This window comes from Marinovum sp. PR37 (assembly GCF_028807375.1).
Classification (GTDB): Bacteria; Pseudomonadota; Alphaproteobacteria; order Rhodobacterales; family Rhodobacteraceae; genus Marinovum; species Marinovum algicola.
This window is the reverse complement of the sequence record NZ_JARAML010000012.1, coordinates 1-25,473: the sequence shown is the minus strand read 5'-3', so window position 1 is coordinate 25,473 and position 25,473 is coordinate 1. Positions and strand designations below refer to the sequence as shown.

The following is a 25,473-nucleotide window of genomic DNA, read 5'->3' as shown; positions in this document are numbered from 1 at the left end:
GCGGTGCAGCATTAAATATGCTGCAAGCGCGGCAACTCGTGTTATACTGGCCGGTGACAGAAATCGTGGCGAGCGCCACGTCCGGGCGTGCCCGGTGCCGCGAAGGACGACACGGAGAGATGCAGACAGGCTTGAAGCAGGCCCTCGACAGCTGGAACGCCTGTCTTGCCATGGGCGCGCTGGCCGCGCAGGCCCAATGCGTCATCGCCTATCGCAGCCTCGGCATGTTTGGCGGCTGGTCGGTTGCGCGGGATGAAACCACCCGCATGTTCACCGAAAAGCCAGCGGCCTTTTTCGAGGCCAATCTGGCCGCCGCGCTGGCGCTGGCGTCGGGCCAGCGCCCCGAGCAGGTGACGTTGGTCTGGGTGGCGCCGCTGTCGGATGCCGTGGGCGACAACCGGAGCCGGCTTGCAAAACGCGGGCCTGCCGGGCCGGGAGCCCTGTTCGGAAACCTTGCATAAACAGGAAAGACTGATGAATCTGCTTGTCAAACAACTTGAAATGTCGGCGGCCTGCCTTCAGATGGCCAATCGCGCCTTCGAATCCAACATGCGCCTTGCGCAGGTCATGATGACTTCGGCCTTCGAGAGCGCCAAGCTGCTCTCGCCGGTGGGCCCGGTCGTGGCCACCCCGGCAAATACCGCGGCCGAAGCGCCCGGCAAACCGGCGACGGCCAAGTCGGCCGCCCGCAAGGCCCCGGCGCGCAAACCCGCGGCGAAACCGGTGAAACCGGTCGCGGAGAAACCGGCCCCCGCAGCATCGGCTGCCAAGGCGGCTAGCGCACCGGCCCAGGTGACAAAACCTTCGGCCAAGGTCGAAACGCCGAAGCCCGCAGCCAAGGTCGAGGCACCGACGGCCGAGGCGCCGAAACCTGCTGCCAAGGTTGAGGCGCCCAAGACAGACGCACCGAAGCCTGTTGCCAAGGTCGAAGCGCCGAAAACCGAAGAGGCCAAGCCTGCCGCCAAGGCCGAAGCGCCCAAGACAGTCGCACCGAAGCCCGCTGCCAAGGTCGAAGCGCCGAAGACCGAAGCGGCGAAGCCTGCTGCCAAGGCTGAAGCGCCGAAAACAGAAGCGGCGAAGCCTGCTGCCAAGGCCGAAGCGCCGAATGCAGAAGCGGCGAAGCCCGCTGCAACAACCGAAACGCCGAAAACCGATGCTCCCAAGGCAGAGCCGCCCAAGGCGGCGACCGCGAAACCGGCCGCCCCGGCGCGGCGCACCCGCAAGCGCATGCCCGCGACGCCCAAGCCGATGCCGGGCTCCAAGTAAGCTCGGCTTCAAGGCTCAAGAGCTCCACGACCCCCGCCACCGGCGGGGGTTTTTTCTTGCCTAGCCCCGGGCCTGCCCCGGCGCCAGCCTCACCATCGCGCCCCAGCTCAGCGCGATGAACAGCGCCGCCGCGGCAAGGCAGAGCGCCACGCCGCCAATCTGATAGGCCAGCCCCGACATCACCGTGCCCAGAAGCCGGCCCGCCGCATTGGCCATGTAGTAGAAGCCGACATCCAGCGTCACGCGGTCGTCGCTGGTGAAGGCGAGGATCAGGTAGGAATGCAGCGCCGAGTTCACCGCAAAGAGCGCCCCGAAAATCAGCAGGCCGATCACCAGCACCCCGGTCAGCCACGGGGCCGGCGCGCCAGACATCACCACCAGCGCCGCCAACGCCGCCGGCACCGGGATCAGCGCCGCCACCCAATGCCGCGCCAGGGCGGCAATTTCGGGGTCGGGCCGGGTTCGGGCGCGCAACAGCCGTGGCGCCGCGGCCTGCACCGCGCCATAGAGGATGGTCCAGACCGCCATGAAACTGCCGATCATGAAAAAGGCCGCGCGGTTGCCGGCTTCGGTGCCATCCGACAGCACGGCGTAGAAATAGATCGGGATGCCGACCACGAACCAGACATCGCGGGCTCCAAAAAGGAACACCCGCGCCGCGCTCAGCCAGTTGATCTCGCGGTTCTTCGATATCACCTCGCGGAATTTCGCGTCCTTGCGCCCCATCGACAGCCCCGCCGGCATGCGCAGCGCGACAGCCAGGAGGATCAGGGACAGCACCGCCGCCATGCCCAGCACCGAGGCGGTGAAGCCGAAAAGGCCCAGCGCCGCAGCGCCGGCCAGGAAGCCGAGACCCTTGACCGCGTTCTTCGAGCCGGTCAGCAGCGCCACCCAGCGAAACAGCCCGCCGCCCTCTTTCGGGGCCAGTACCTTGACCGCTGATTTCGATGACATCTTGGCCAGGTCCTTGGCCACGCCGGAAGCCCCCTGCACCGCCATCACATAGGCCACCGAGGCGCCCACCGCCCAGCCGGGATCGAGCTGCGCCAGCGCCAGCAGCGCCAGCACCTGCACTCCCAGCCCGGCATACAATGTCGAGGTCAGGCCAAAGCGCGCGGCGATCCAACCGGCAGAGAGGTTGGTCACCACGCCGGCGATCTCGTAGAGCACGAAGAGATAGGCCAGCTGTACCGGGCTGAAGCCCAGGGTGTGAAAATGCAGCAGCACCAGCATCCGCAGCGCGCCATCGGTGAGCATGAACGCCCAATAGGCCGCGGTGACGGCAATATAGGCGGCAAGCCCGTTCGGGGTCTCAGCGGTCTGAGCGGTCATTGCTTCGGCTCCGCTCTCAGAGGTCCGCGCCGACCATCAGGGCAACATCGGCCAGCCGGTTGGCATATCCCCATTCATTGTCGTACCAGGCATAGATCTTCACCTGCGTGCCATTCACCACCATCGTCGAAGGCGCATCGACAATCGCGGACCTTGGGTCATTGGTGTAATCGGTCGAGACCAGCGGCCGGGTCTCATACCCCAGAATGCCCGTGAGCGGACCTTCGGCGGCGGCCGCTTCAAACAGCGCGTTGACCTCTTCGGTCGAGGTTTCGCGCGCCACTTCGAAAACGCAATCGGTCAGCGAGGCATTGAGCAGCGGCACCCGCACCGCATGGCCGTTCAGCTTGCCGGCAAGCTCCGGGTAGATCAGCGTGATCGCCGTTGCCGATCCGGTGGTGGTGGGGATCAGCGAATTCAGCGCTGACCGGGCGCGACGCAGGTCCTTGGCGGGACGGTCGACGATGGTCTGGGTATTGGTCACATCGTGGATCGTGGTGATCGACCCATGTTTGATGCCGAGGTTCTCGTGGATCACCTTGACCACCGGCGCGAGGCAATTGGTGGTACAGCTTGCCGCCGTGACGATGCGGTGACCGGCCGGATCATAGCGGTCGTGATTCACCCCCATCACGATATTGGCGGCGTTGCCGTCCTTGACCGGGGCGGAGACCACGACCTTTTTCACGCCCGCGTCGAAATAGGGCTGGAGCGTGGCCGCACTCTTGAAGACCCCTGTGCAATCGATCACCACGTCCACACCCTCGAGCGGCAGATCGGCGATCTCACGGCCTTGCCGGCAGGGGATGCGGATGCCGTCGATGGTGATGCTTTGGTCATCGGCGGCAAATGTGGCGGGCCAGCGGCCATGCACCGTGTCGAACTCCAGAAGATGCGCGTGCATTGCCGGGTCGCCGACCGCATCGTTGACAAAGACGATCTCGGCGCCGCGTTCGAGAAGCGGACGCAGGGCGAGCTTTCCCATCCGCCCGAGGCCGTTCAAGGCATAGGTGGTCATGCAGTTTCCTTTTCGCGGCCGATGTCATCGACCCTGTTTTGCAGCGAGACGCGGTCGAGCGCATCGAGCGGCAGCGCGGCAAAGGCGATGATCCGGTGCCGCATCATGGCGTAGGTCTGTTGAAAGGCCAGGCTGCGCTCGGCCGCGCTGCCGGTAGTCTTGACCGGATCGGGCAGGCCCCAGTGGGCGCTGATCGGCTGACCCTGCCAGGCCGGGCACTCCTCGTTGGCGGCGCGGTCGCAGACGGTAAAGACGAAATCGAAGGTCGGCGCCTCGGGCCCCTGGAATTCATCGACGTTCTTGGCCCGCAGATCGCCGGTCGGAATGCCCTTGGCGGCCAGTATCTCGAGCGCCATCGGGTTGAGCTCGGAACCGGGCCTGGTGCCGGCCGAATGGGCGTTGAACCGGTCGCCCGCCACATCGCGCAGGATCGCCTCGGCAAAGATCGACCGGGCAGAATTGCCGGTGCAGATGAACAGAACGTTGTAGCTGCGGTCACGCATGGTCTGGCTCCTGTCGGACAGGGGGTGAAAGATCGGCGGGCAGAGATCGGGCCGCCCGCGACAGCAATCGAGAAACAGATCGCTCACCAGACCCTGCGCCGCCTTTGTGTCAAGCGCGTAAAGCAGCGAGGTGCCGCGCCGGGTCTGGGAAATCAGGCCGACCCGGGTGAGCGCGGCAAGATAGACCGAAAGCGTCGAGGCCTTGTGCCCCAGCACCTCGGCGATCTCGCCGGCCGGCAGCGCGTCGGGGCAGCGCCGGACCAGCAGGCGAAACACCGCAAGGCGCTGCGGATGGCTGAGCGCGGCGAGTTGTTCGGTGAGGGTGGCGGCTTCTTTTTCCATATTTTGTGAAATATCGAATGAAAGATGATTCCACAACGAAAAAGCGCCGCGCCTGCCCCGCGTCGAAGGTCGGGCTTTTATCCCTGCCCCGGCGCCGATAAGGTTTCGGAAACCTTGGAAAACCGCCCGACATGCCGCTGCCCCGCCGTCATTTTCTGACCCTGACCGCCGCTGCCCTGGCCCTGCCGGCGCAGGCCGAGGCGCCGCCGGTGATTGCCGCGGCGGCCTCTTTACGCTTTGTCATGCCGGCCTTGACTGCGGGCTTTACCACCGCTGGCGGAGGGCCGGTGCGGGTGGCTTTTGGCTCCTCCGGGACGCTGGCACAGCAGATCCGAAATGGCGCCCCGTTCGAGCTCTTTCTGTCGGCCGATGCCGCCTATGTGCAGGTTCTGGCCGATAGCGGTGCGGTTCAGGCGGCCGCCACGGTCTATGCCCGCGGCCGCCTGGCGCTGATCGCGCCGCACGGCGGGCTGGCAGTGGATGCGGCGATGGACGGGCTCGCCGCGGCGCTGACCCGAGGCGAGATCCGCCGCTTTGCCATCGCCACCCCGGAACATGCGCCTTATGGCCAGCGCGCCCGCGAGGCGCTGCTGCATCGCGGGCTCTGGGAGGCCATCGCCCCGCATCTGGTCTTTGGCGAGAATGTCGCCCAGGCGGCGCAATTCGCAAGCTCGGGCAATGCGCAGGGCGGGCTGGTCGCGGCCTCTCTGGCGGCGGCCGACACCCTGCGGGCACGGGCCGAAAGCGCGCTGATCCCCGACGCCTGGCACAGCCCGCTCGATCAAAGCATGGTGCTGACGCCCAAGGCTGGCGCGACCGCCCGGGCGTTTCACGAGTTCATGCAAACACCGGCGGCGCAGGAGATCCTGGCCGCCTATGGCTTTGCCGCGCCGGAGCCCGCCTGATGGACTGGCCCGCGCTCTGGCTCTCACTGCATCTTGCGGGTTGGACGGTCGTGCTGCTCTTGCCGGTGGCGGTGTTTCTCGGCCGCTTCATGGCCTTTCATCGCTTTGCCGGCAAGGGCGTCGTCGAGGCGCTGGTGATCCTGCCGCTGGTTCTGCCGCCAACGGTGCTTGGGTTCTACCTGCTGGTGGCCTTCGGCGCCGAAAGCCCGGTGGGCCGGCTCTGGCAGGGCGCGTTCGGCGGGCCGCTGGTGTTCAGCTTCGAGGGGCTGGTCGCGGCTTCGGTGCTGTTCAACCTGCCGTTTGCGGTGCAACCCGCCCAGCGCGGCTTCGAGGCGGTGCCGCGCGAGGTACGCGAAGCGGCGGCCTGCTGCGGCATGGCCCCGCTGACGGCGCTCTGGCGGGTCGAGCTGCCGCTGGCCTGGCCCGGGGTGCTGACTGGCATGGTGCTGACCTTTGCCCATGTGCTGGGCGAATTCGGCATCGTGCTGATGGTCGGCGGCGCGATCCCGGGCGAAACGCGGACAGTGGCGATCTCGATCTACGACCGGGTGCAGGCCTTTGACATGGCCGGCGCGGCGCAGATGTCGGCGGTGCTGCTGGCAATCTCGCTGGTGACCATCGCGGTGACCTTCCGGCTTTCGGCGCGCGCCGGGCGGAGGCTGTCGTGACGCTCGAGGTGGCGGTCAGTTCCGGGGCGCCGATCCCGCTCGATGTGGCGTTTCAGGTCGAGGCCGGCGAACTGCTGGCGCTGGTCGGGCCCTCCGGCGCAGGCAAATCCACCCTGCTCCGGGCGATTGCCGGGCTCTGGCAACCGGACCAAGGCCGCGTCGCCGTGGGCGGCGAGACCTGGCTCGATACCGCGCGGGGCACGCGTCTGCCCACCCATCGGCGGCGGCTGGGCGTGGTGTTCCAGTCTTACGCGCTGTTCCCGCAGATGACGGCACTGGCCAACGTGATGGCCGCCGGCGCCGATGAGACGCGGGCGCGCGCCGTGCTGGAGCTGGTGCATCTGGGCGGGCTCGAGGCACGCCGGCCGGCGGAGCTTTCGGGCGGGCAGCAACAGCGGGTCGCGGTGGCCCGGGCGCTGGCGCGCGATCCGGCGGTGCTCTTGCTCGACGAGCCGTTCTCGGCGGTCGACCGGGGCACCCGCGAGGGGCTTTACGCCGAGATCGAGCGGCTCCGGGCACATCTGAACATGCCGGTGGTGCTGGTGACCCACGACATGGAGGAGGCCCGCCGGCTGGCCGACCGCATCGTGGTGATCGACCGGGGCCAGGTGCTGCGCGACGGGCCGACCGAGGATATCCTGTTCGATCCGCGCGCCCTGCGCGGCATGGGATTGCGCGAAGCCGGAGCAACGCTGACGGCGCGGATCGATGGCCAGGAGGAGGACGGGCTGACCCGGCTGCGCAGCGCCGGCGGGCCGCTCTGGCTGCCGCGGATCAGCGGCACCCCGGGCGATCTGGTGCGGGTGCGGATCATGGCGCATGACGTCATGCTGGCCCGCCGCCGCCCCGAGGCGATTTCGGCGCTCAACGTGATCCCCGGGGTGATCGAGAGCCTGCTGCCGGGCGACGGGCCGGGCGCGCTGGTGACCCTGACGGTAGGCGACGAGGTGCTGTTGGCGCGGATCACCCAGCGTTCGGTGCAGGCGATGGGGCTGGCGGTCGGACAAAGCTGTTTCGCGCTGGTCAAGTCGATGGCGGTGGCCCGGCATCAGGTCGGGCGCGAAGACCCGTAGACAGGGCGTCGGCCCCCAGTGCGGGGTACGGTGGCGCAAGGCGCCCCATTGGAACCGCATAGAGCAGGATCGGCGGGCAACGGGACATGCGAGGGTGAGTGGGCACCGTTCGGTGTTTTCGCAAAGGGATGCGTCGCGTCTCGGGACGGGGAGAAAGGCCCCGGATCATATGTCCGGGGCGGAAAGGCGGCGGCGGGGCCCCGGATCAGGTCCGGGGCGCGCGACGGCTCAGAGGCCGTTGACCGGCACCTTGAGCACCGGGTTGCCGTCCTTGTCGCGCGGCACCTCGCCGGCGCGCATGTTGACCTGAAGCGAGGGGATGATCAGCTTGGGCATGGCCAGCGTGGCATCGCGCTCGGTGCGGAACTTGATGAAATCCTCGCGCGTCTTGCCGCCACCGACGTGGATGTTGTGCGCCTTTTCCTCCGCCACCGTGGTCTCCCACTGGATGTCGCGGCCGTTGGGGCCGTAATCGTGGCACATGAACAGCCGCATCTCGTCCGGCAGGCGCAGCACCTTCTGGATCGAATCGTAGAGCTCGCCGGCATCGCCGCCGGGGAAATCCGCCCGCGCCGAGCCGCCGTCAGGCATGAAGAGCGTGTCGCCGACAAAGGCCGCATCGCCGATCACATGGGTCATGCAGGCCGGAGTATGCCCGGGCGTGTAAAGCGCAAAGGCCTCCATCGTGCCGATCATGTAGCGATCGCCATCCTCGAACAGCTTGTCGAACTGGCTGCCATCGCGCTGAAACTCGGTGCCTTCATTGAACACCTTGCCGAAGGTGTCCTGCACCACCATGATTTTCGATCCGATGCCGATCTTGCCGCCGAGCCGGTCCTGAATATAGGGCGCGGCCGAGAGGTGATCGGCATGAACATGGGTTTCGATGATCCACTCGAGACGACACCCCTGCTCTTCGATCGACCGGATCAGCGCATCGGCGTGATCATAGGTGATCCGCCCTGCCGCATAATCGATGTCCATGACGGAATCGATGATCGCACAGGCGTCCGACCCCGGATCCCGGACGATATAGGAAATCGTATTCGTGGCCTCGTCAAAGAAAGCCTGCACCTGCGGGGTAACGGTCATGTTCACGGGATAGCTGGTCATAATGCCTCTCCTGATCCGGGGCGCCCTGCGGCGCCTTTGGCCTGACGTCAGTTAAACTAGCATGAAAGACGTTTCAATACATAGCAATGTTTGAATGCGTCAATCGAACCACCGCGACAAGGGTTTTGCTACGTAGCGGAACCCTGTGAAGTTTTTTCTTGCAGCGGATTTCTGAACACTGGTTCATGTGGCCCGGGCGGCGGCGGTGACTCGGACTGGACGCGCAGATTGACGCCCCCTCAATTCACGCTCAAATCACGATATATCGTGGCATCCGTGAATTTCCTGTCAATATCTTCACTCAAGGTTAACCCAGGATTAATGGGAGTGACGTGATGCCTTTGCGCGTCATCCTATACCGATGCCCCGGAATCGACTGTGGCGCAAATACCACCGCAAATGTGAACGCGCACAAAATTCACGTTTTACATTACCAATCTGACGCAAATTCTTAATATCTCCGTATAAAACGAGCATACTAGTCTCAAAAAATGCCCAAAATAAGGGCAACAATAAAAAATCATAACCGCCCACAAGGGTGGACAGTAGAGGTAGAGCAAATGGCAAGAATCAGTGTCTTTGGCATTGGGTATGTAGGCGTGGTCTCAGCGGCCTGCCTGGCCCGCGACGGTCATCAGGTCATCGCGGTCGATGTCGAGCCGGGGAAGGTCGAGGCGATCAATGCGGGGCTTTCCCCGATCGTCGAAAACGGATTGGATGCGCTTATTGCGCAGGTTGTCGGCGACGGCAAGCTGTCTGCCACGGACGATGTGCAGCATGCGATCGACAACAGCGACGTCTCCTTTATCGCCGTCGGCACGCCCAGCGCGCCGGATGGCTCTGTCGGGCTGACCTATGTCGAGACCGCCTGCCGCAACATCGGCGCGGCAATGGCGAAAAAGCAGGGCTACCACAGCGTGGTCATCCGCTCGACCATCGTGCCCGGCTCGACCGAGCACACCTGCATCCCGGCGCTGGAAGCCGCAAGCGGCAAGATCGCCGGGCGCGACTTCGGTGTCGGCTATTACCCCGAATTCCTGCGTGAAAGCACCGCGATCGAGGATTACGACGATCCCGGCCTGATCGTCTTCGGCGCGCTGGATCAGGGCACCGCAGACATCCTGACCGCGATCAACATCGACCTGCCCTGCGACATCAAAGTTGTCGATGTGCGCACCGCCGAGATGGTGAAATACACCTCGAACACCTGGCGCGCGGTCAAGGTGACCTTTGCCAACGAGATCGGCAATATCGCCAAGGCCGCCGGCCTCGACGGGCAGACGGTGATGGAGATTCTCTGCTCCGACACCAAGGTCAACATCTCGTCCTACTTCATGCGGCCCGGCTTTGCCTTCGGCGGCTCCTGCCTGCCCAAGGACGTGCGCGCCCTGCGCCATCTGGCGGAGACGCAGAACACGCCGGCACATCTGCTGAACGCGGTGCTCGAGGCCAACGAGGCACAGATCCGCCGCGCCGAGGCGATGGTGGAACGCACCGGGGCGAAAAAGGTCGGCTTTGTCGGCATTTCCTTCAAACCGGGCACCGACGACCTGCGCGAAAGCCCGCTGGCAGAGCTGGCGGCACGGCTGATCAGGAACGGCGTGCAGGTCGATGTCTATGATCCCTATGTGCACGAAGCCTATGCCAACGACAATTCGGCGGCGGGCCGCGGCAATGACGTGATCCCCGATCTCAAGGACCGGATGACCCCGGACCTGGATGCGATGATCCATGAGGCCGGCGCGATTCTGGTGGGCAACTTCTACCGCGACACGCTGGATACGCTCGAGGCCGCGGCCAAGGACCGCCCGGTGCTCGATCTGACCCGGATGAACCGCCAGAAGGTGTCGAGCGGCACCTACGAGGGCATCTGCTGGTAAGCCAGCACTTCGCAACATCGTGATCGCAGAGAGGAGCCGAGCCATGCTTGCGCTCTCCCATATGGCCTATTTTTCGTTGGTCGTCCTGTTGGTGACCCTGGTGCCCAGAGCGGCACTGGGGGAGATCCAGTATGCGACCAACACGATCTTCATCATGGGCTTCCTGGGCACTTGGCGGTACAGCTGGGCGGCCATCAACTTTGCCCGCGCGGTGGTCTTTCGGCGGGTCATCCATCCGCGGCGCAAGCGTCTTGCGCGGCGGCGGTTCGCCCAACGGGCCGGCAGATCGCACATGTACATGCTGGTCACCTCCTACATGGTGGAGCCGGAGGTCACCCTGCCCGTCTATCGCAGCGTGTTCCGCGCCGCCGCGCGCGCCCGGGACGGGGCGACGATCGTGGCTTCGGTGGTCGATGGCGCCGACGCGCGGCTGATCCGACAGATCTACGAGACCCAGGCCGAGGACATGACCGGCGTTCAGCTGATCGTCGATCGCATCAAGGCCAACGGCAAGCGCGACGCGCTGGCCAGGACCCTGCGCATCCTGGGTGGCCTGTCGCCCACCCACCGCGACATCCTCGTCTTTGTCGACGGCGACACCATGGTGCCCGAGGACATCTGGACCGAAAGCGCGCCGGTGTTCACCAATCTCAAGGTCGGCGCGCTGACCACCGACGAAGACGTCGAAGTCGGCCGCGAGAGCCTGTTCAAGGATTGGTTCGTGCTGCGCTTCAACCAGCGGCAGGTGATGATGTGTTCGATGGGGCTGTCCAAGCGGGTGTTGACGCTGACCGGGCGGATGAGCGTCTTTCGCGCCGATCTGGCCATCGATCCGACCTTCATTCAGGCCATCGGCCAGGATTTCCTCGACCACTGGCGGCTGGGCCGGGTGGATTTCCTGACCGGCGACGACAAATCCACCTGGTTCTGGCTGCTCAAGAACGGCTACGAGATGCATTACCTGCCGGATGTGCGCTCGGTCAGCTTCGAGTTTCAGCCGCGGCCGACGTTTCTAGACAGTTCCAAGACGCTGATGGTGCGCTGGTTCGGCAACATGATCCGCACCAACGGCCGGGCGCTGCGGCTCTCGCCGCGGCTGATCGGCGGCTTTACCTGGTGGTCGGTGCTCGACCAGCGGGTCTCGATGTGGACGACGCTTGTCGGTCCGATCACCGTGGCGCTGGCCGCGATCATGGTCAGTCCCTCGGTGATCCCGCTCTACATCGCCTGGGTGATGATCACCCGCTATATCTTCTGCGTCATCATCGCGCTGTTCCGGGGCAGCTGGTTTCCGGTCACCCATCCGCCGATCCTGTATTTCAGCCAGGTCGTGGGCGCGGCGCTGAAAACCTATGTCCTGTTCCGCATGGACAAGCAGAAATGGACCCGCCAGGGCGGCGGAACCGGCGGCGCGATCATCGCGCTGCGTGACAAGCTCAAGGCAACCGAAAGTGCCGCCCACCACGCGCTCGCGCTGGTCTGGCTGACGGTTGCGATCCTGTATTTTACCAAAGTCTGAGGTGCGCGATGCTTGACAAGATCACCATGGAAAAAGACGAACATGGCGCACCCAAAGCGCCTCAGGTCCCGACCGAGTTCGGATTTGACAACGAGCACCCGGTACTGCCGGTGCCGTTCACGGCCCAGATCGGCGAGGCCCGCTTTACCGGCACCGGGGTTTCGGTGACGGCGGCCTACGTCGAATTGCTGAACGCGGTTCCGCCGGCGCTGATCAACAGCCGTCAGCCGGTGCGCCTGCGGTTCGATTTCGGCGGCTTCACCATCACCCTCTTTCCCGAGGCCAAGGTCAGCGTCAATGCCACCGGCGACGAGCTCACCTTGCAATTCATCGACCCCACCGGCCCGCATCTGCCGCAGCTGCGGTATATCCTGAACACCTATATCGCCGGCGACGTCGTCAGCCTTGGCTCGATGATGAGCTACACCGGCCCGACCCAGCTCAAACAGCCGAAGGCGGGCGGCACCGAAGAGGACAACCGCCGCCGGCTCAAGAGCATCGGCGTGGTGCTGACCTCGCTGCTGCTGATCTATCTGGCTCTGAGCGCGCTCTTTGTGCGCTACACCACCAATTACGAGCTGCGCCCGGTCTTCATCATGCGCGCCGGCAATGAGATGCGCGCCACCAGCGGCGGCCAGATCATCTATCTCAACCCTGCCGCCGGCAAGGGCGAGGTGCTCTATTCGCTCTCGGCCACCACCGGCGACGTGCTGAATTTTCAGTCGCCCTGCGACTGCACCGTCACCCTGACCGATGGCATGTTCGAAGGCGCCACCGTGCTGCCGGGCGACAGCATCCTGATGCTGTTCGGCCAGGACGAAACCGTCAGCGTGCAGACCCAGATGAGCACCGAAGGCCTGTCGCGCGCGATGGCAGGCGAGGTGGTGCATCTTCAGATGAATGACGGCCGGGCGATCCCGGCGCAGATCATCCTGACCTCGGCCACCAGCGCCGCGGCGGAAGACGGCGATCTCTTCCTGCCGGTCCGGCTTCGGCCGCAGCCTGGCGCATTGACCGCCGATGATATCGGCAAATCCGCACGGGTGCGGATTTCCAAGGCACTTTTCGCCAAACCGTTTGAGAATGGGACGGACGGACAATGAAAGAGATCACCCCCCTGATCATCTGCGGTGGCAATGGCACGCGGCTCTGGCCGATCTCGCGCACGCACAGCCCGAAGCAGTTTCAACGGGTCGGCGATGCCGCGTCGCTCACCTTCTTCCAGTCCGCCGTCGAACGGCATTCCGGCGAAGGCTTCGGCACCCCGCTGATCGTCTCGTCCGCGAAACACGGCCGCACGCTGCATCGCCAGCTGCGCCAGATCGGCCGCGGCGCCGAGGTGATCCTCGAACCGATGGGCCGCAACACCGGCCCCGCCGTCCTTGCCGCCGCGCTCAAGCTGGCGGCCAGGGATCCGGATCAGCTGATGCTGGTGGTGCCGGCCGATCACGTGATCGAGGGCGACATCAACACCGCGATCAAGGCGGTGCAGCCGGGCGCGGAGGCCGGATACATCGTCACCTTCGGGATCAAGCCGCGTTATGCCGAAACCGGCTTTGGCTATATCACCGACGGCGGCCCGATCATCGCCCATCCCAACCTGCGCGAGGTCGAGCGCTTTGTCGAAAAACCCCCCACCCGCAAGGCGCGGCTGCTGGTCGAGAGCGACATCGCCTATTGGGCCTCGGGCATCAGCCTGTTCAAGGCGGCGACTATCATCGAGGAATACGCCCGCTACGATCCCGAAACGCTCGACCACGTGGTGCAGGCGCTGAGCGCCGCGTCCGAGACCGCCGAGGGCCTGCTGCTTGACGGCGAAGCCTTTGGCCAGGCCGATGCCGAACCGACCGAAAAGGCGGTCTTCGAGCAGACAAGGCGCATCGCGCTCTGCCGGCTCGACGTGGAATGGAGCGATGTCGGAAGCTGGACCGCGATGTACGGCATTTCCAACACCGACGCCTCGGGCAATGTCATTCAGGGCGACGTGATCTCGGTCGAGAGCAAGAACTGCATGATCCGCTCGGAAACCCGTCTGGTGACCTGTGTCGGGCTCGAGGATATCATCGTCGTCGACACCGCCGATGCGCTGCTGGTCACCAAGGTGGGCCATTGCCAGTCCGTCAAGCAGGTGGCCGAACACTTGAAGTCGAACGAGCGCATCGAGGCCGAGAAACACCAGCGCACCGATTACGAATGGGGCAGCATCCGCCAGCTGGTGGCGCGCGATCACATGACGCTCTGCACCGTCACCGTCAAACCCGGCGGCACCATGCGGCTCGATCCCGCGCCGGGACGCGAGGCGATCGTGGCGGCGGGCGAGGTGCTGCTGACCAATGGCCGCACCCAGGCGCGGCTGCGCGACGGCGACCGCCAGACGCTGTGCCATCAGACGCGCACGACGTTGAGCAATCCGACCGACACGGCGGTCGAGGTGCTGGTCTTCACCATCGTCTTGCAGGAGGCCCCGCAGGACCTGGCCAGCAGTGCGCGTCATGCCTCGTGAACGGAACACGAGACGCGCCGGCCTCTGGGTTGCGGCGGTGATGGCGGCCGGCATGGCCCTGCCCGGTTTCGCCGCGCCCGACAGCCATGGCCAGCAGCAGCGGCAGGCCGTCCTGCGGCTGGCCGAGGCGGTGGCGGCGGATGAGGCCGCGCGGTTCGGCGCCCGGGCGCTGATGGCCGAAGCCGGCTTTGCACTGCCGCCGGCGGCCGATGTCACGCCGATCGGGGCCCCCACCGGCGCGGCGATCTCGACCGGCAGTTTCGATCTGCGGATCGCGCTCGGCCGTCTGGCGCAGGCCTTCGGGCATGAGGACAACAGCGCCGTCCTGGCGGCGCAGGCCGGGCGCGGCCCCCAGGTGCGGATGATCGAAAGCGGCAGCCTCGGGCTGGCCGATCTGGCGGCGTTGATGGGCGAAGACGCGGTGCCCGGCACGGGCGGGCTCGAATTGCGTGCGCCGCTGATCATCCGGCACGGGGCCGAGCTGCGGATCGGGCCCGGCGAGCGGCTGGACCTCAGCCGCAACCACGGCGCCTTCGTGCTAAATTTCGGCCGGCTGGTGCTCGAGGGCGCTGTGCTGCGCGGGGTCGGTGGCGAAAGCCCCGACAATGCGGAATTCGCCCCCTTCGTCACCACCACCGGCGCCGGCACGCTGCACGTGCGCGACGCCGAGATCGCCGATCTCGGGTTTGGCAGCACGGTCAAATATTCCGGTCTCTCGGTCATTCGCGGCGCGCTTGACCGGCCCGCCGCCGGCTCTTTCATCGCCAACAGCAAGATCGCGCGGATCAAGCGCATCTCGGTGCAGGCCGCCGAGGGGCTGGTGATCGACGGCAACCGGATCGAAGACGCGGGATCGGCCGCGCTGGTCATCCTGCACAGCCGCGACACCCGCGTCACCGCCAACCTTCTGGCCGGGCGCTCGGTGACCAACGCGATCCGGGTGCTCGACGGCTCTTCCGGCACGGTGCTGGCGGGCAATGCCATCCTCGAGGGCGACCGCGTCGGCATCCTGATCAAGAACGCCCCCGACCGCACCCGGGTCGAGGGCAATATCGTCTGGGCCCGCGATGGCAGCGGCATCAAGCTCGACCGGGCCCGTTGTGCCCGTGTCAGCGGCAATTACGTGATCGGCAACCGGCAGAAGGGCATCGAGGTGCGTCACAGCCTGGCGGCGCATCTGGACGGCAACATCCTGGTCAGCAACAAGAGCGCCGGCATCTGGGTGTCGGGCCAGCCCGCCGGCGCGGTGACCCGGATCGAGGACAATGTGCTCGACGCCAACGGCGCCGGCGTGGCCACGGCCACGGCCGAGGCGATCCTGCTGGAAGGTAACGATTTTACCCGGCAATTCCCGCGGTTTCTGGCCGGAGACCTGGGCCGGCAGGCGCGTTACATCGCCTCGGACATTACCGGCCGCGCGCCGATCGCGTTGGACGCGGCGGGCCTGGTGCGGATCGCCGATCTGCCCAGTCATTGCGGGCAGGAGGGCTGAGCCATGGCAATGCGCCGAACCATCGTGCTGGCAACGGTGCTGGCCGGGACGCTGGCCAGCGCCGGCCTCGCCCAGCCGCTGACCCTGCCGGCAGCCCCCGAAAGTCGCAGGATCGCCGTAGTGGTCGACCGTGGCATCACCCACACCCGCCAGTTGCCCACCGCCGAACTGCGGCGGCTGCGCAAGGCGATGGTCGGCAACAGGCCGCTGCGCGACGCCGATCTGCGCCGGCTGGCCGAGGCCGGGGACGGGCTGGCGGCACTGCGCATGGTCAAGCGCCTGCGGCCACGCGGCCCGGCGGAACATGCCTCTGACATCGCCTATTACGCCAGCATCGCCTCGGGCGCCGGCCGGCAGGGCCTGTTCGACGATTTTGTCGCGGCGCTCTATCTGCTCGACCCCGCGCGCGAGCCGAAACACCGCGTGTCGCAATATATCCGCGTGCTCTATCCCCATGCCTGGGCCGGCAACAGCCTGGCCCAGGATGCGCTGATTGCGCTCAATGGTCCGGGCAATCTGTTTGGTCCGATGTCCGAGGCCACCCGCGCCCGCATCCGTCAGGAGGGTGGCGCGCGCATGGTGCTGGCACTGGCGATGAAGGATCTGAGCCGCGACGATCTGGATGCGGCGGCGCTAACCCGGGTGATCGGCTATCTCGAGCTGGCCGAACGCACGGGCGATCTGCCCATCCGCACCGTGGCGCAGAGCCTGCGCCGGAGCGCCGAGGCGCGGCAGCGGCACAGGGAGGCGACATGATGACGCGATGCGCAACATTCCGGCGGCGCGCCGCCGCGGCGATGCTGGGGCTGGGATTGGCCAGTCTGGGACTGGCGGGGCCGGCGGCGGCTTCGGGCTATGGTTGCCGCGGCTTGGCCGAAGGGCAGTTCATGGCCAGCGTCGAGGGGCGCGACGGCGTGTTCTTTCGCCTGCATCCCGACCTGCACAATCATCACCCGATGGCGCCGGAGACGATCGCCGATCTCGCCACACTCACGCAGGCGCTGGCCGCGAAGGGGACGGCACTGATCTATGCGCCGGTGCCGGTGAAATCGCTGGCGATGCCGAAATACCTGTCTCCCGCCACCACCGATTACGGCTTTGACTATTCGCTGGCCACCACAGTCTATCTCGACGCGCTGTCGCAATTGCAGGCGGCCGGGGTGCGCGCCGTCGATCTGCGCGCCGAAATGGTCGACGCCACCGGCCCCCTGCCCTATTTCCGCACCGATCCGCGGCTGACCGCCGAAGGAGCGCGCTTGGCCGCCGCCGCCATCGGCGCCGCGATCAAGGCGGTGCCGGGGATCGAGGCGCTGGCGCAAGGCCGGTTCGAGACGGTGCCCACCGGTTCGGCCAGCGTGGCCTCGCACGCCCGCCTTGTCCGCCAACGCTCCTGCGCCGAGCCGCTGCCGCCGGCCGAAACCGCGACCTGGAAAACCAGCCGCACCTTTCGTGCCGAGGGCGCGAGGGGCGTTGTCGCCTTGGTGGGCAGCGAGCATTCCGACACGCCGGAGGCCAATTTCGCCGGCTTTCTGGCACAGCAAACCGGGCTCAACGTGGTGCAATATTCGGTGCCGGGTGGTGGTGCCTTTGCGGCGATTTCCACCTATCTGACCTCGGCCGAGTTTCAGAACGCCCGGCCCAGCGTACTTGTCTGGGAACTGCCCCAGGCCGAGGCGCCGGGGCTTCATGACGACCAGCCGATGGCCGAACTGATCGCCGCCGCGCGCCACCGCTGCGACATCCCCCTCGAAGTCGCGCGCGACGCCGACGATCCCAAGACCCTGCGCGTCGATCTTTCGACGCTTGATACGGAGAGTGCGCACATGCTGTTTGTCGATGCCGCGGGCGCCCCGGCCCGCCGCGCGGTTCTGGCCTTTGGCAATGACGCGGGCGAGACCCGCCACCGCGAAATCCTGCGCCACCGGGCGCAACTGCCCAGCGGGCGGTTCTATGCGCCGATGACCGGTCTCTGGAGCGGGGGCGCCAGCTCGGTCGCGGTGACGCTGGACGTGGATTTCGGCGAGCATGCGGAGGTGCGGGCATGTCTGCGCTGAGCCGTCTTCTGGGTGCGCCCTGCGTGCTGGCGCTCTTGGCGCCGGCGGCGCTGCCGGCCGCGCCGCTCGATCTGGCCTTCCTGCCGCCGGCGGTCGAGGAACAATCGCTCTGCGGCCGCGCCGCGACCGAGCGGCGCGTCGACGACGGCAGCCCCGGCGACGAGGACGCGCTGACCGAGATGGAACGCGCCCGCTATCTGCAACGCGACATCCGCCGTTATCAGAGCGCCGATCCCGACCGGCATTTCGACTTTATCGCCACCCTGCGCGCGCGGCTGTCGAGCGCGGACGCGCGCTTTTCCGGGGCGGCCGAACTGATCGACCTGATCGGTCTGCACATCGACGCCGGCCGCTTCGATGCAATTGAACAGGCCGGGCTTGTGGCGCAGCTGACGGCGCAACGCCCGCTGCTGACCAACGGCCAGAAAATGCAGCTGGCGCAGTTCCATCGCAATGGTATCGGCACTCCCGCCGACACCTCCGCCGCCGATGACCTGATCCTCGAGGCGGCCTTTGCCGGTCACCCCGAAGCGCTCCTTTTGGTGGCGCGGCGCATGGCCGAAGCGCGCCCCCTGCCCGGCTGGGACGCGCCGGAGGATCTGACCGCCACCATGGCCTTTGGCGGGCTGCTGGGACAGATGGACAGTGGCGTCTGTGCCCGCGCCGAACGCATCGCACACGAATACCTCACCGGAGGCATTGTCCGCCGCAATGCCGAGATCGGCTGGGCGTGGTATCGCTTCGCCGCCGATCTGGGTTCGGCCAGGGCGGCCTGGCGTATGGTGGAATTTCATCTCTCGGCCGCAGCCGAAGATCAGGACAGCGCCGAGATGCTGCATTATCTCCGGCGCGCCGTGGCCCGCGGCATCGTGGTCGATGACGGTTCCCGGGGGCGGCTCGAGGAGGGCGGCATCGACGCCGACACCCTGCGCGAGGTCCTCGCCCATACCCAGGCCGACGACCGCGGCCGCCGCCGCGCCTCGCTGACGCCGCTGTTGCAGACCGGCGTGAACATCGATGCCATGGAGACCAGCCTCTCGGGGCCCTACCTCACCTATCTGCGCGAGCTCGCCACCATTCCCGGCGCGCCCGGCCTGGTCTTTACCCAGCTGGCGCAGGAGCTTTCGGTGCGGCTCGGCCGCTGGGCCGGCGAAGACGAGATCATCGCGCAGCTCGAGATCGCCACCGCCCGCAACGACCCCGCAGGCATGCGCGCGCTGGCCGCCAGGCTGCTGCGCTATCGCGACGATCCCGCGCAGTTCAACCGCGCCGTCGACCTCTTGACCCTGGCCGCCACGCGCCACCGCGACGCCGCCGCGATGAACGACCTCGACCGGCTGTTCCGCTGCCAGGCGCCCGATGCGCCGCTGCTGGATCAGGCCGAACCCTGGGCGCGGGCCTATGCCGGCACCACGCACAAGATGGTGGCGCTGACGCCGTCGAACCTGATGGCGCTCGATCCCTACAAGGACCCTTGGCGTCTGGCCCGTCTGCAATCGCAGGCGCTGGACGGGCGCACCCTGTCGCTCGCCCATTACCTGCAACTCGTACAGCGCGACCCGATCGCCACCGAGACGGCGCAGCGGATCTGGGCCGACCGCACCGACAATTCCGACAAGACGCTGGAAGAGTTCGCCAAGCTCGAGTTTGCGCTGGCCACCAATCCGGCGGAACGAGCGCTGGCGCTGGAATTCTTCCGCCGGGTCTATCTCAACAATGGCGTGACCACCGCGCTCGACCTCTCGATCGCGATGATCAACGACAGCGGCATGAACCCGGCCATGGCCGAAGATGTGCGGCACCTGCTGCGCCAGGCCAGCCACCGGGGCGAAGGTGCCGCGATCCGACTGCTGGCGCGGCTTGGCAAGACGCCGGAGGCCGAACGCCGGGTCTTTGACGAATTTGCCGGGATCATCGACGACCGTGGCGATTTTCTCGCGATGATGTTCGCCCTGCCCCACGTCGCCGAAACCAGGCGCGACGATTACTTCGACCGCGCGGTCAGCCTGATGGCCTGTTCCACCAAGGACACCGACGAACTGGGCGAGGCACATGCACTCCACGGCACGGCGCCGATGTCGTTTCACTGGCGCCAGATCGGGCTGGCCATCGCCGGTCACAACACCCTGTCGAAACTGCGACTGACCAATGGCCAGATGGCCGGATTCGACACCCGGCCGGCACCGGGGCCTGCGCAGGTTGTCGCCCGCGACCGGGCCGGAGACCTGCAAGGCCAGTGGCGGCTGTTTCACCTGACCGCGCAGCCCGATCTGGCGAGTTACGCGCCGCAACAGGCGGCCGCGCATTTCAAGGCACTGGTTGACCGCGGCGACACCCTGCCGCGCGCCTTCGAACAATACCTCGCCGCACCGGAGGAGCTGCGCCGGGCGATCGACGAAACGTTCGATTTCCCGCAGCTGGTGGCCCGGATCGCCGCAGCAGGCGAGCCGGAGGCGCTCTGGCGTCACGCCCGGCTGCTGCAAAACCGTGCCACAACGGCGCAATCCCTGGCCGAGGCCATCACCGCCCTGCGCGCCGCCGCCCACGCGGGCGCGGTGCCGGCGATGGCGGAACTTGGCCGCAACCTTGCCATGGGCGCGGGCGTCGCTCGCGATGAAACGGAGGCCCTAGAATGGCTCGACAAAGCCGCCACCGGCGGAGATTCAGACGCCGCGGATCTGGCGCGCTGGCTGCGGCTGCGCTGAGCCTCGGGCTTGCTGCGCCGGCGCTGGCCCAGACCTGCCCGGAACCGCCCGCGCCGGTGCTGACGCTCGCCTATGACAGCCGCTACGCCCACCAAGGCGCGACCCGCTCCGAGATCGACCCGGCTGCCGAGGCCGCCGCCGAAGCCGCGCTGGCGCCGCTGGACGATTTCATCCGCGACCTCGCCGAACTGGCCAACCGGGTGTATGAACCAGGCGCGCAGAAAGCCGTGATCGCCGATTGCGTGATCGCCCAGCTTGCGACCTGGGCCGAGGCCGGCGCGCTCGAGACGCTGGCCACCGAGACCGCCCAGCTCACCATTGGCGCGCGGCTGGCCGGTCTGGGGCTGGCCCTGCGCCAGATCGTGCCCCATGCCACCCGGCACGAAGATCTCTCGGCCATCCAGCGCTGGCTGAGCGCCCTGGCCTATCGCCAGCTCGGTTTCTGGGAACAGGCCCCCGGCGGCGCCCGCCAGGGTAATCTGCGCGCCTGGGCGGCGCTCGGCGTGGCGGCCATCGCCGATCTGGGCGGCGACCGACTGTTGCGCGGCTGGGCCGCCTGGTCGACCGATTACGTGCTCTGCACCGCCGCCCCCGATGGCAGCCTGCCGCAGGAGATGACCCGCGGGCGGCTGGCCTTCCACTACCAGATGCACGCGGTGGCGCCGCTCGTGGTGGCCTCGCGCCTGCTGGCCGATCACGGTTTCGCCCCGGGGGCGCGCTGCGACGCCGCGCTCGACCGCGTGGTGGGCTTTGTGCTCGACGATCTGACCGACGGCGCCACCACCCGCGAGATCACCGGCGAGGAGCAGAGCTATTTCGACGGCAGCCGCGAGATCTCGGCCTACAACCTCGCCTGGCTCGAGGCCTACCTGACCCTCACGACCTCGTCGGATCTGGAAGTGCTGGCAGCGGTTTACCGCCCGCTGGCCAGCTCCAAGCTCGGCGGCGACCAGGGGCTGATCTGGCGACGTGCAGCGGAGTGAAGAAATGCCGTGCCGGGGGGCAGAAATTTGCAAAAACCCACTGGACACTCCGGCACGGCTCTCCTAGAAGGCATCCACCCGAACGCAACGCGTTCTCCCGTGCCCGGGTAGCTCAGGGGTAGAGCAGTGGATTGAAAATCCTCGTGTCGGTGGTTCGATTCCGCCCCCGGGCACCACAACTACTTCACAGCCCATTTCCGCATGAGAAAATTGAGTGAAATCAACTTTCTTGGTATCCATGTGTCCATATGCGTCCCCATGCATCCACGCCGTTGACGGTAAATCCGGCGGTAGAGGCGGCAAGGGGTTTACCGTCACGAGGATACCATGTCGCTTACCGATGTTGCCTGCCGGAATGCCAAGCCTGAGTCCAAGCCGCGGAAGCTGACCGATGGCGCCGGGCTGTATCTCTACATTTCGCCTGCGGGCACCAAAACCTGGCGGGTAGATTACCGTCACGAGGGCAAGCGGCAGACTGCGACGCTTGGTCAGTATCCGCGGGTCAGCCTCGCCACGGCTCGCGGGATGCGGGACGAATTGAAGCGCAATCTGGGCGAAGGCGTCACCCCGGCGAAAGGTGATGGGCTGGCCGTCCAGAACCCGTTTCAGCGGGTGGAGAACGAATGGCTGGAAGCCCAGCGCGGGGCGTGGTCCGAAAAACACTATGAGCGCATCGCATCCCGGTTTCGCCGCGATGTATTCCCCTTCATCGGGAAGCGCGACATTGCCGAGATAGAAGCCCCCGAACTCTTGAAGATCATTCGTGCCGTGGAGGCCCGGGGCGCGCTGGACGTGGCGTCGCGGATTCACCAGACCCTCGGGGCGATCTTTCGCTACGGGATTGCGTGTGGCCTCTGCAAGCGTGATCCGGCGGCGGACCTTCGCGGAGCCTTGCGCCCAGCGCCCCGGGTCAAGCACGTAGCCGCGCTGGGCGCGTCAGAGATGCCTGCCTTCCTCAATGCCCTGTCACATGCCGACTGTGAACCGCAAAGCCGTCTGGCGCTCCTGCTGGCCATTCACACGGCCTGCCGCACCAATGAAATCCGGTTCGGGCGATGGGATGAGATTGATGGTGATGTGTGGCGCATCCCCGGAGATCGGATGAAGATGGGGGCTGATCATGTGGTGCCGCTGTCCCGGCAGGTTCTGGCAATCCTCGATCAGTTGCGAGAACTGGCGGACGGAGGCGGATAAATCGTGCCGGGAGACAAGCCGGTGAAGCCTATTTCCGAGAACCGGATGCTCTATCTGGTGTATCGGCTGGGGTTTTATACCAAGGCGACCGTGCACGGCTTTCGTTCCACCTTCTCGACCGTGGCGAACGAGTCCGAACTCTGGTCCCCGGATGCGATCGAGAAGGCCTTGGCGCATTCGCCAAAGAACGCAGTGCGGGCGGCATACTATCGCGGGATGCGCCTGGAAGAGCGGCGGCGGCTTATGCAGTGGTGGAGCGACAAACTGGACGAATGGGAAGCCGCCGGGCGGGCCAAGCAAGCGTCTGCCACAGTCTTGACCATTGATACCGACCTTTCGGACCTGCTCAGCTAGGGGTTGAGTATGAGTTGCGCCCCTCGCACTCCGAGACTTTCACGCTAGATGTGAAAGTCCGTTTATTTTCTGATGCTTGGCGGAATATCGGCGTTGTGATAAGCTGAACTCTGGATTGAAAGCGCAAAGGCCCCGCAGCTTGCGACTGCGGGGCCTTGCTAACCAGAAAAGGTCTATCGAATGCCCCTCGACAATACCACTTCCAGCCCGACCGGGCAAGCGTCTCCATGCGCCGCGAATACCGATCTGTCGGATTTGCTATGTGTCCAGATGCGTCCGGATGTGTCCACATTCGAACCGTTGGACAGCATCAATGTCGACCTACTGAACGCTGGCGCATCGCTCCATTGGCTGCATGTTAAAGAGAAACGCCCGGTCTCCGCAGGCTGGTCGACCACCCCGAAACTCAGCGAATCAGAGCTACGCGATTCCTATCGTGAAGGGCGGAACATCGGCGTCCGCCTGGGTCTGCCGTCCAAGATTGGCGACGGCTTTCTGCACCTCATTGACCTCGATGTGCGCAATCCGGCGAAGTCTGGTGAGGCCTGGGGCAAACTCTTGGAAATTTGGCCGGAAGCTCGGACGTTCCCGGCTGTGATCAGCGGCAGCGGCGGCGACTCCCGTCACATCTATTTCCTGTCGCCAGAACCCATGCCCAAGAGGAAACTTGCCAAGGGAGACGGCTGGGAAATCGACCTCATGGGGACCGGTTCGCAGGCAGTCTTGCCGCCCTCGATCCACCCCAAGACGGGGAAGCCCTATGTCTGGGAACGCCCCTTCACCGACAAGGCCCAAATCTCGCCGGTGACGCTGGGCCAGTTTGCCGAAGGTCGCGCGCCGGAAGTGTCACCCACTGACCTTTCTGACCTCCTGCGCATCCGCGCGGACCCGGCAGAGGTGCGGCGCGCGCTCGACATGATCACTGATGCAGACGACCGCGATACGTGGTTGCGCGTCGGCATGGCAATCAAGGACGAATACGGCGACACCGACGAAGCGTTTGGCATGTGGTCGCACTGGTCACGGCAATCCATCAAATTCGATGAACGCGGGCAACGGATGGCTTGGAAGTCCTTTCGGGGCGGCGCAATCGGAATTGGCACCCTGTTCCAGATTGCTAAGGCCTATGGCTGGGAAATGGAAGCATTCGAATACCGCGCCGATGACTTCGATGACCTGCCGTCTTTGCTGGAACCGCAGACGCCCGCGGCGTCGCGCCTAACCTTCCTCACCCCCGACGAGTGCGACGCATCCGAGACGCGGAAATACCTGATCAAGGACTTGGTTTCGCAAGGTGACGTGGGCTGCATCTTCGGCGCACCCGGCGCGGGCAAATCCCTCGCTGGCCCGTTCCTCGGATACATGGTCGCGCTGGGCAAGGAAGCCTTCGGGATGCGGACCCGGCGTGGAAAGGTCTTCTATGTCGCCGCAGAAGATCACCACGGGATGAAGGGGCGGGTGAAGGCGCTCAAACGTGAACACGGAAGCACCGATGCCTTCAAGCTGGTCGGCGGTATTTCCCGCCTCCTGCCCGCAGCCGGGGAGAAGCGCGCGCCCGATCTGCAAGCCTTGCTCGAAGCAGTGGAAGCCCAGCGCCCGGACCTGATCTTCATCGACACCCTGGCCGTCGCCTTTGGCAGCTTCGATGAAAACTCAGCCGAACCGATGAACCAGATTGTTCGCATCGCGCGGGCGCTCACGACCTGGGGCGCGGCTGTTGTGCTGATCCACCACGACACCAAGAGCGAAAGCGGCACCCCGCGCGGTCACAGTGTCCTGAATGGCGCGCTGGACGTGGCCCTGCACGTCAAGAAGGACTCCGATGCCGGGATCATCCGAGGCAAGCTTACCAAGAACCGCAACGGTAGCTGCGAACGGGATGTTGCCTTCACGATCTCTGCCGACAGCTTCGGGTTCGATGATGACGGCGACCCGCTGACCTTCCCGCGCTGCAATCCGCTGGTCGGGGTGCCAAAGAAGATCAGACGACTTGCACCTTCCCGACAGGCTGCGCTCGATGTTCTCGTGCAGGCAGGCGGCAGGCTTTCGGAAAAGGAATACAAGGCACTTGTGGCGGATAGCCGCGCCGTTTCTGGCTCAGATGACTCTAACTCCCGCCGAACTATTGCCGGGAAAGCGATCAGCGATCTGATTAAGGATAGACGTATCACTTTCTCAGGCGGGGACTATTCGATCTGTGACGGGTTCGGGCCGTTGTTCCAGAACGGAAACAAGTCGGAAGCAAACATTCCCATTTCAGAGACTGTCGTGTGTGAAGGAGGACCGAATGGGTGAGGCAAAGCGAAACCGGGAGGCTGCTCGTGCGGCCTTCATCGCGGAAATAGAGCTTTGGTCTTTTCCGCCAAGCGAATGGGAAACTCGGATGGTTCGAGACGTAGCGAAGCTGCCATTCGTCGCGGTCAACCGTTTGCCTATCCCCGCGTTGGAGGCACGCGGAATGAGGGCCGGGAAGTGTCATGAAAATGCGCGATTGGTCGAGGAAGCTGGAACTGCCGGTGAGAAGCGTATAGCGCGACAATCAGGGTGAGATCAGCGCGACAATCAGGAT

General features: G+C 65.8%; 21 protein-coding genes and 1 tRNA gene. 18 read left to right on the top strand and 4 right to left on the bottom strand.

Annotation, left to right across the window (positions count from 1 at the left end; translation table 11 throughout):
- Positions 1-119: 119 nt before the first annotated feature.
- Both PVW49_RS11680 and PVW49_RS11675 read left to right on the top strand, forming a co-directional pair.
- Positions 120-461: an antifreeze protein gene (locus PVW49_RS11680; RefSeq protein ID WP_274590598.1), complete on the top strand. Its 342-nt coding sequence runs from the start codon at positions 120-122 to the stop codon at positions 459-461.
- Complete coding sequence (locus PVW49_RS11675; RefSeq protein WP_274590597.1) at positions 454-1,266, top strand: hypothetical protein; 813 nt, start codon at positions 454-456, stop codon at positions 1,264-1,266. The genes PVW49_RS11680 and PVW49_RS11675 overlap by 8 nt, the downstream gene beginning before the upstream one ends.
- A 60-nt stretch (positions 1,267-1,326) precedes the next feature.
- Here PVW49_RS11675 and arsJ read toward each other — a convergent pair whose 3' ends face one another.
- Genes arsJ through PVW49_RS11660 form a run of 3 tightly spaced genes read right to left on the bottom strand, consistent with a single transcriptional unit; the run spans position 1,327 to position 4,461 of the window.
- Positions 1,327-2,598 carry an organoarsenical effux MFS transporter ArsJ gene (gene arsJ / locus PVW49_RS11670; protein ID WP_074836301.1) on the bottom strand — a complete coding sequence of 424 codons (1,272 nt, stop codon included), beginning with the start codon at positions 2,596-2,598 and terminating at the stop codon, positions 1,327-1,329.
- A gap of 16 nt (positions 2,599-2,614) precedes the next feature.
- On the bottom strand, positions 2,615-3,616 hold the full coding sequence (locus tag PVW49_RS11665; RefSeq protein ID WP_074836300.1) for an ArsJ-associated glyceraldehyde-3-phosphate dehydrogenase: 1,002 nt from the start codon (positions 3,614-3,616) through the stop codon (positions 2,615-2,617).
- Entirely contained in the window at positions 3,613-4,461 is an 849-nt protein-coding gene (locus PVW49_RS11660; protein ID WP_274590596.1) for an arsenate reductase/protein-tyrosine-phosphatase family protein, read from the bottom strand. The genes PVW49_RS11665 and PVW49_RS11660 overlap by 4 nt, the downstream gene beginning before the upstream one ends.
- A gap of 131 nt (positions 4,462-4,592) precedes the next feature.
- On the opposite strand from PVW49_RS11660, the gene modA reads away from it, so the two are divergent.
- Genes modA through modC form a run of 3 tightly spaced genes read left to right on the top strand, consistent with a single transcriptional unit; the run spans position 4,593 to position 7,107 of the window.
- Positions 4,593-5,366: a molybdate ABC transporter substrate-binding protein gene (gene modA / locus PVW49_RS11655; protein ID WP_274590595.1), complete on the top strand. Its 774-nt coding sequence runs from the start codon at positions 4,593-4,595 to the stop codon at positions 5,364-5,366.
- Positions 5,366-6,034: a molybdate ABC transporter permease subunit gene (gene modB, locus PVW49_RS11650; RefSeq protein ID WP_048532725.1), complete on the top strand. Its 669-nt coding sequence runs from the start codon at positions 5,366-5,368 to the stop codon at positions 6,032-6,034. The genes modA and modB overlap by 1 nt, the downstream gene beginning before the upstream one ends.
- Positions 6,031-7,107: a molybdenum ABC transporter ATP-binding protein gene (gene modC / locus PVW49_RS11645; protein ID WP_274590594.1), complete on the top strand. Its 1,077-nt coding sequence runs from the start codon at positions 6,031-6,033 to the stop codon at positions 7,105-7,107. The genes modB and modC overlap by 4 nt, the downstream gene beginning before the upstream one ends.
- Positions 7,108-7,335: 228 nt before the next feature.
- Here modC and PVW49_RS11640 read toward each other — a convergent pair whose 3' ends face one another.
- On the bottom strand, positions 7,336-8,220 hold the full coding sequence (locus PVW49_RS11640) for an MBL fold metallo-hydrolase (RefSeq protein ID WP_074836291.1): 885 nt from the start codon (positions 8,218-8,220) through the stop codon (positions 7,336-7,338).
- Positions 8,221-8,780: 560 nt separating this feature from the next.
- On the opposite strand from PVW49_RS11640, the gene PVW49_RS11635 reads away from it, so the two are divergent.
- The 13 genes from PVW49_RS11635 to PVW49_RS11575 all read left to right on the top strand — a co-directional run bounded on the left by PVW49_RS11635 (position 8,781) and on the right by PVW49_RS11575 (position 25,199).
- Positions 8,781-10,100, top strand: a complete 1,320-nt coding sequence (locus tag PVW49_RS11635) for a nucleotide sugar dehydrogenase (protein WP_074836290.1) — start codon at positions 8,781-8,783, stop codon at positions 10,098-10,100.
- A gap of 43 nt (positions 10,101-10,143) precedes the next feature.
- Entirely contained in the window at positions 10,144-11,619 is a 1,476-nt protein-coding gene (locus PVW49_RS11630; RefSeq protein ID WP_274590593.1) for a glycosyltransferase, read from the top strand.
- A gap of 8 nt (positions 11,620-11,627) precedes the next feature.
- A complete protein-coding gene (locus PVW49_RS11625) occupies positions 11,628-12,722 on the top strand; it encodes a hypothetical protein (protein ID WP_048532733.1) in 1,095 nt (364 codons plus the stop codon).
- The gene (locus tag PVW49_RS11620) at positions 12,719-14,122 is read left to right on the top strand and encodes a mannose-1-phosphate guanylyltransferase (RefSeq protein ID WP_274590592.1); all 1,404 of its coding nucleotides are present in this window, start codon (positions 12,719-12,721) and stop codon (positions 14,120-14,122) included. Before PVW49_RS11625 ends, PVW49_RS11620 begins: the two co-directional genes overlap by 4 nt.
- A complete protein-coding gene (locus PVW49_RS11615; RefSeq protein ID WP_074836287.1) occupies positions 14,112-15,614 on the top strand; it encodes a right-handed parallel beta-helix repeat-containing protein in 1,503 nt (500 codons plus the stop codon). The genes PVW49_RS11620 and PVW49_RS11615 overlap by 11 nt, the downstream gene beginning before the upstream one ends.
- Before the next feature lie 3 nt (positions 15,615-15,617).
- On the top strand, positions 15,618-16,370 hold the full coding sequence (locus tag PVW49_RS11610; RefSeq protein WP_274590591.1) for a hypothetical protein: 753 nt from the start codon (positions 15,618-15,620) through the stop codon (positions 16,368-16,370).
- Positions 16,370-17,668, top strand: coding sequence for an alginate O-acetyltransferase AlgX-related protein (locus tag PVW49_RS11605; protein WP_274590590.1), 1,299 nt, complete (start codon positions 16,370-16,372; stop codon positions 17,666-17,668). The genes PVW49_RS11610 and PVW49_RS11605 overlap by 1 nt, the downstream gene beginning before the upstream one ends.
- Entirely contained in the window at positions 17,656-20,373 is a 2,718-nt protein-coding gene (locus PVW49_RS11600) for a hypothetical protein (RefSeq protein ID WP_274590589.1), read from the top strand. Before PVW49_RS11605 ends, PVW49_RS11600 begins: the two co-directional genes overlap by 13 nt.
- A complete protein-coding gene (locus PVW49_RS11595) occupies positions 20,301-21,356 on the top strand; it encodes an alginate lyase family protein (protein WP_274590588.1) in 1,056 nt (351 codons plus the stop codon). Before PVW49_RS11600 ends, PVW49_RS11595 begins: the two co-directional genes overlap by 73 nt.
- Before the next feature lie 101 nt (positions 21,357-21,457).
- Positions 21,458-21,532: transfer RNA gene (locus PVW49_RS11590), tRNA-Phe, on the top strand.
- A gap of 151 nt (positions 21,533-21,683) precedes the next feature.
- A complete protein-coding gene (locus PVW49_RS11585; RefSeq protein WP_274590587.1) occupies positions 21,684-22,550 on the top strand; it encodes a tyrosine-type recombinase/integrase in 867 nt (288 codons plus the stop codon).
- 3 nt (positions 22,551-22,553) lie between these two features.
- Complete coding sequence (locus PVW49_RS11580; protein WP_274590586.1) at positions 22,554-22,904, top strand: tyrosine-type recombinase/integrase; 351 nt, start codon at positions 22,554-22,556, stop codon at positions 22,902-22,904.
- A 180-nt stretch (positions 22,905-23,084) separates the two neighbouring features.
- Positions 23,085-25,199, top strand: a complete 2,115-nt coding sequence (locus PVW49_RS11575) for an AAA family ATPase (RefSeq protein WP_274590585.1) — start codon at positions 23,085-23,087, stop codon at positions 25,197-25,199.
- The last annotated feature ends 274 nt before the right edge of the window (positions 25,200-25,473 follow it).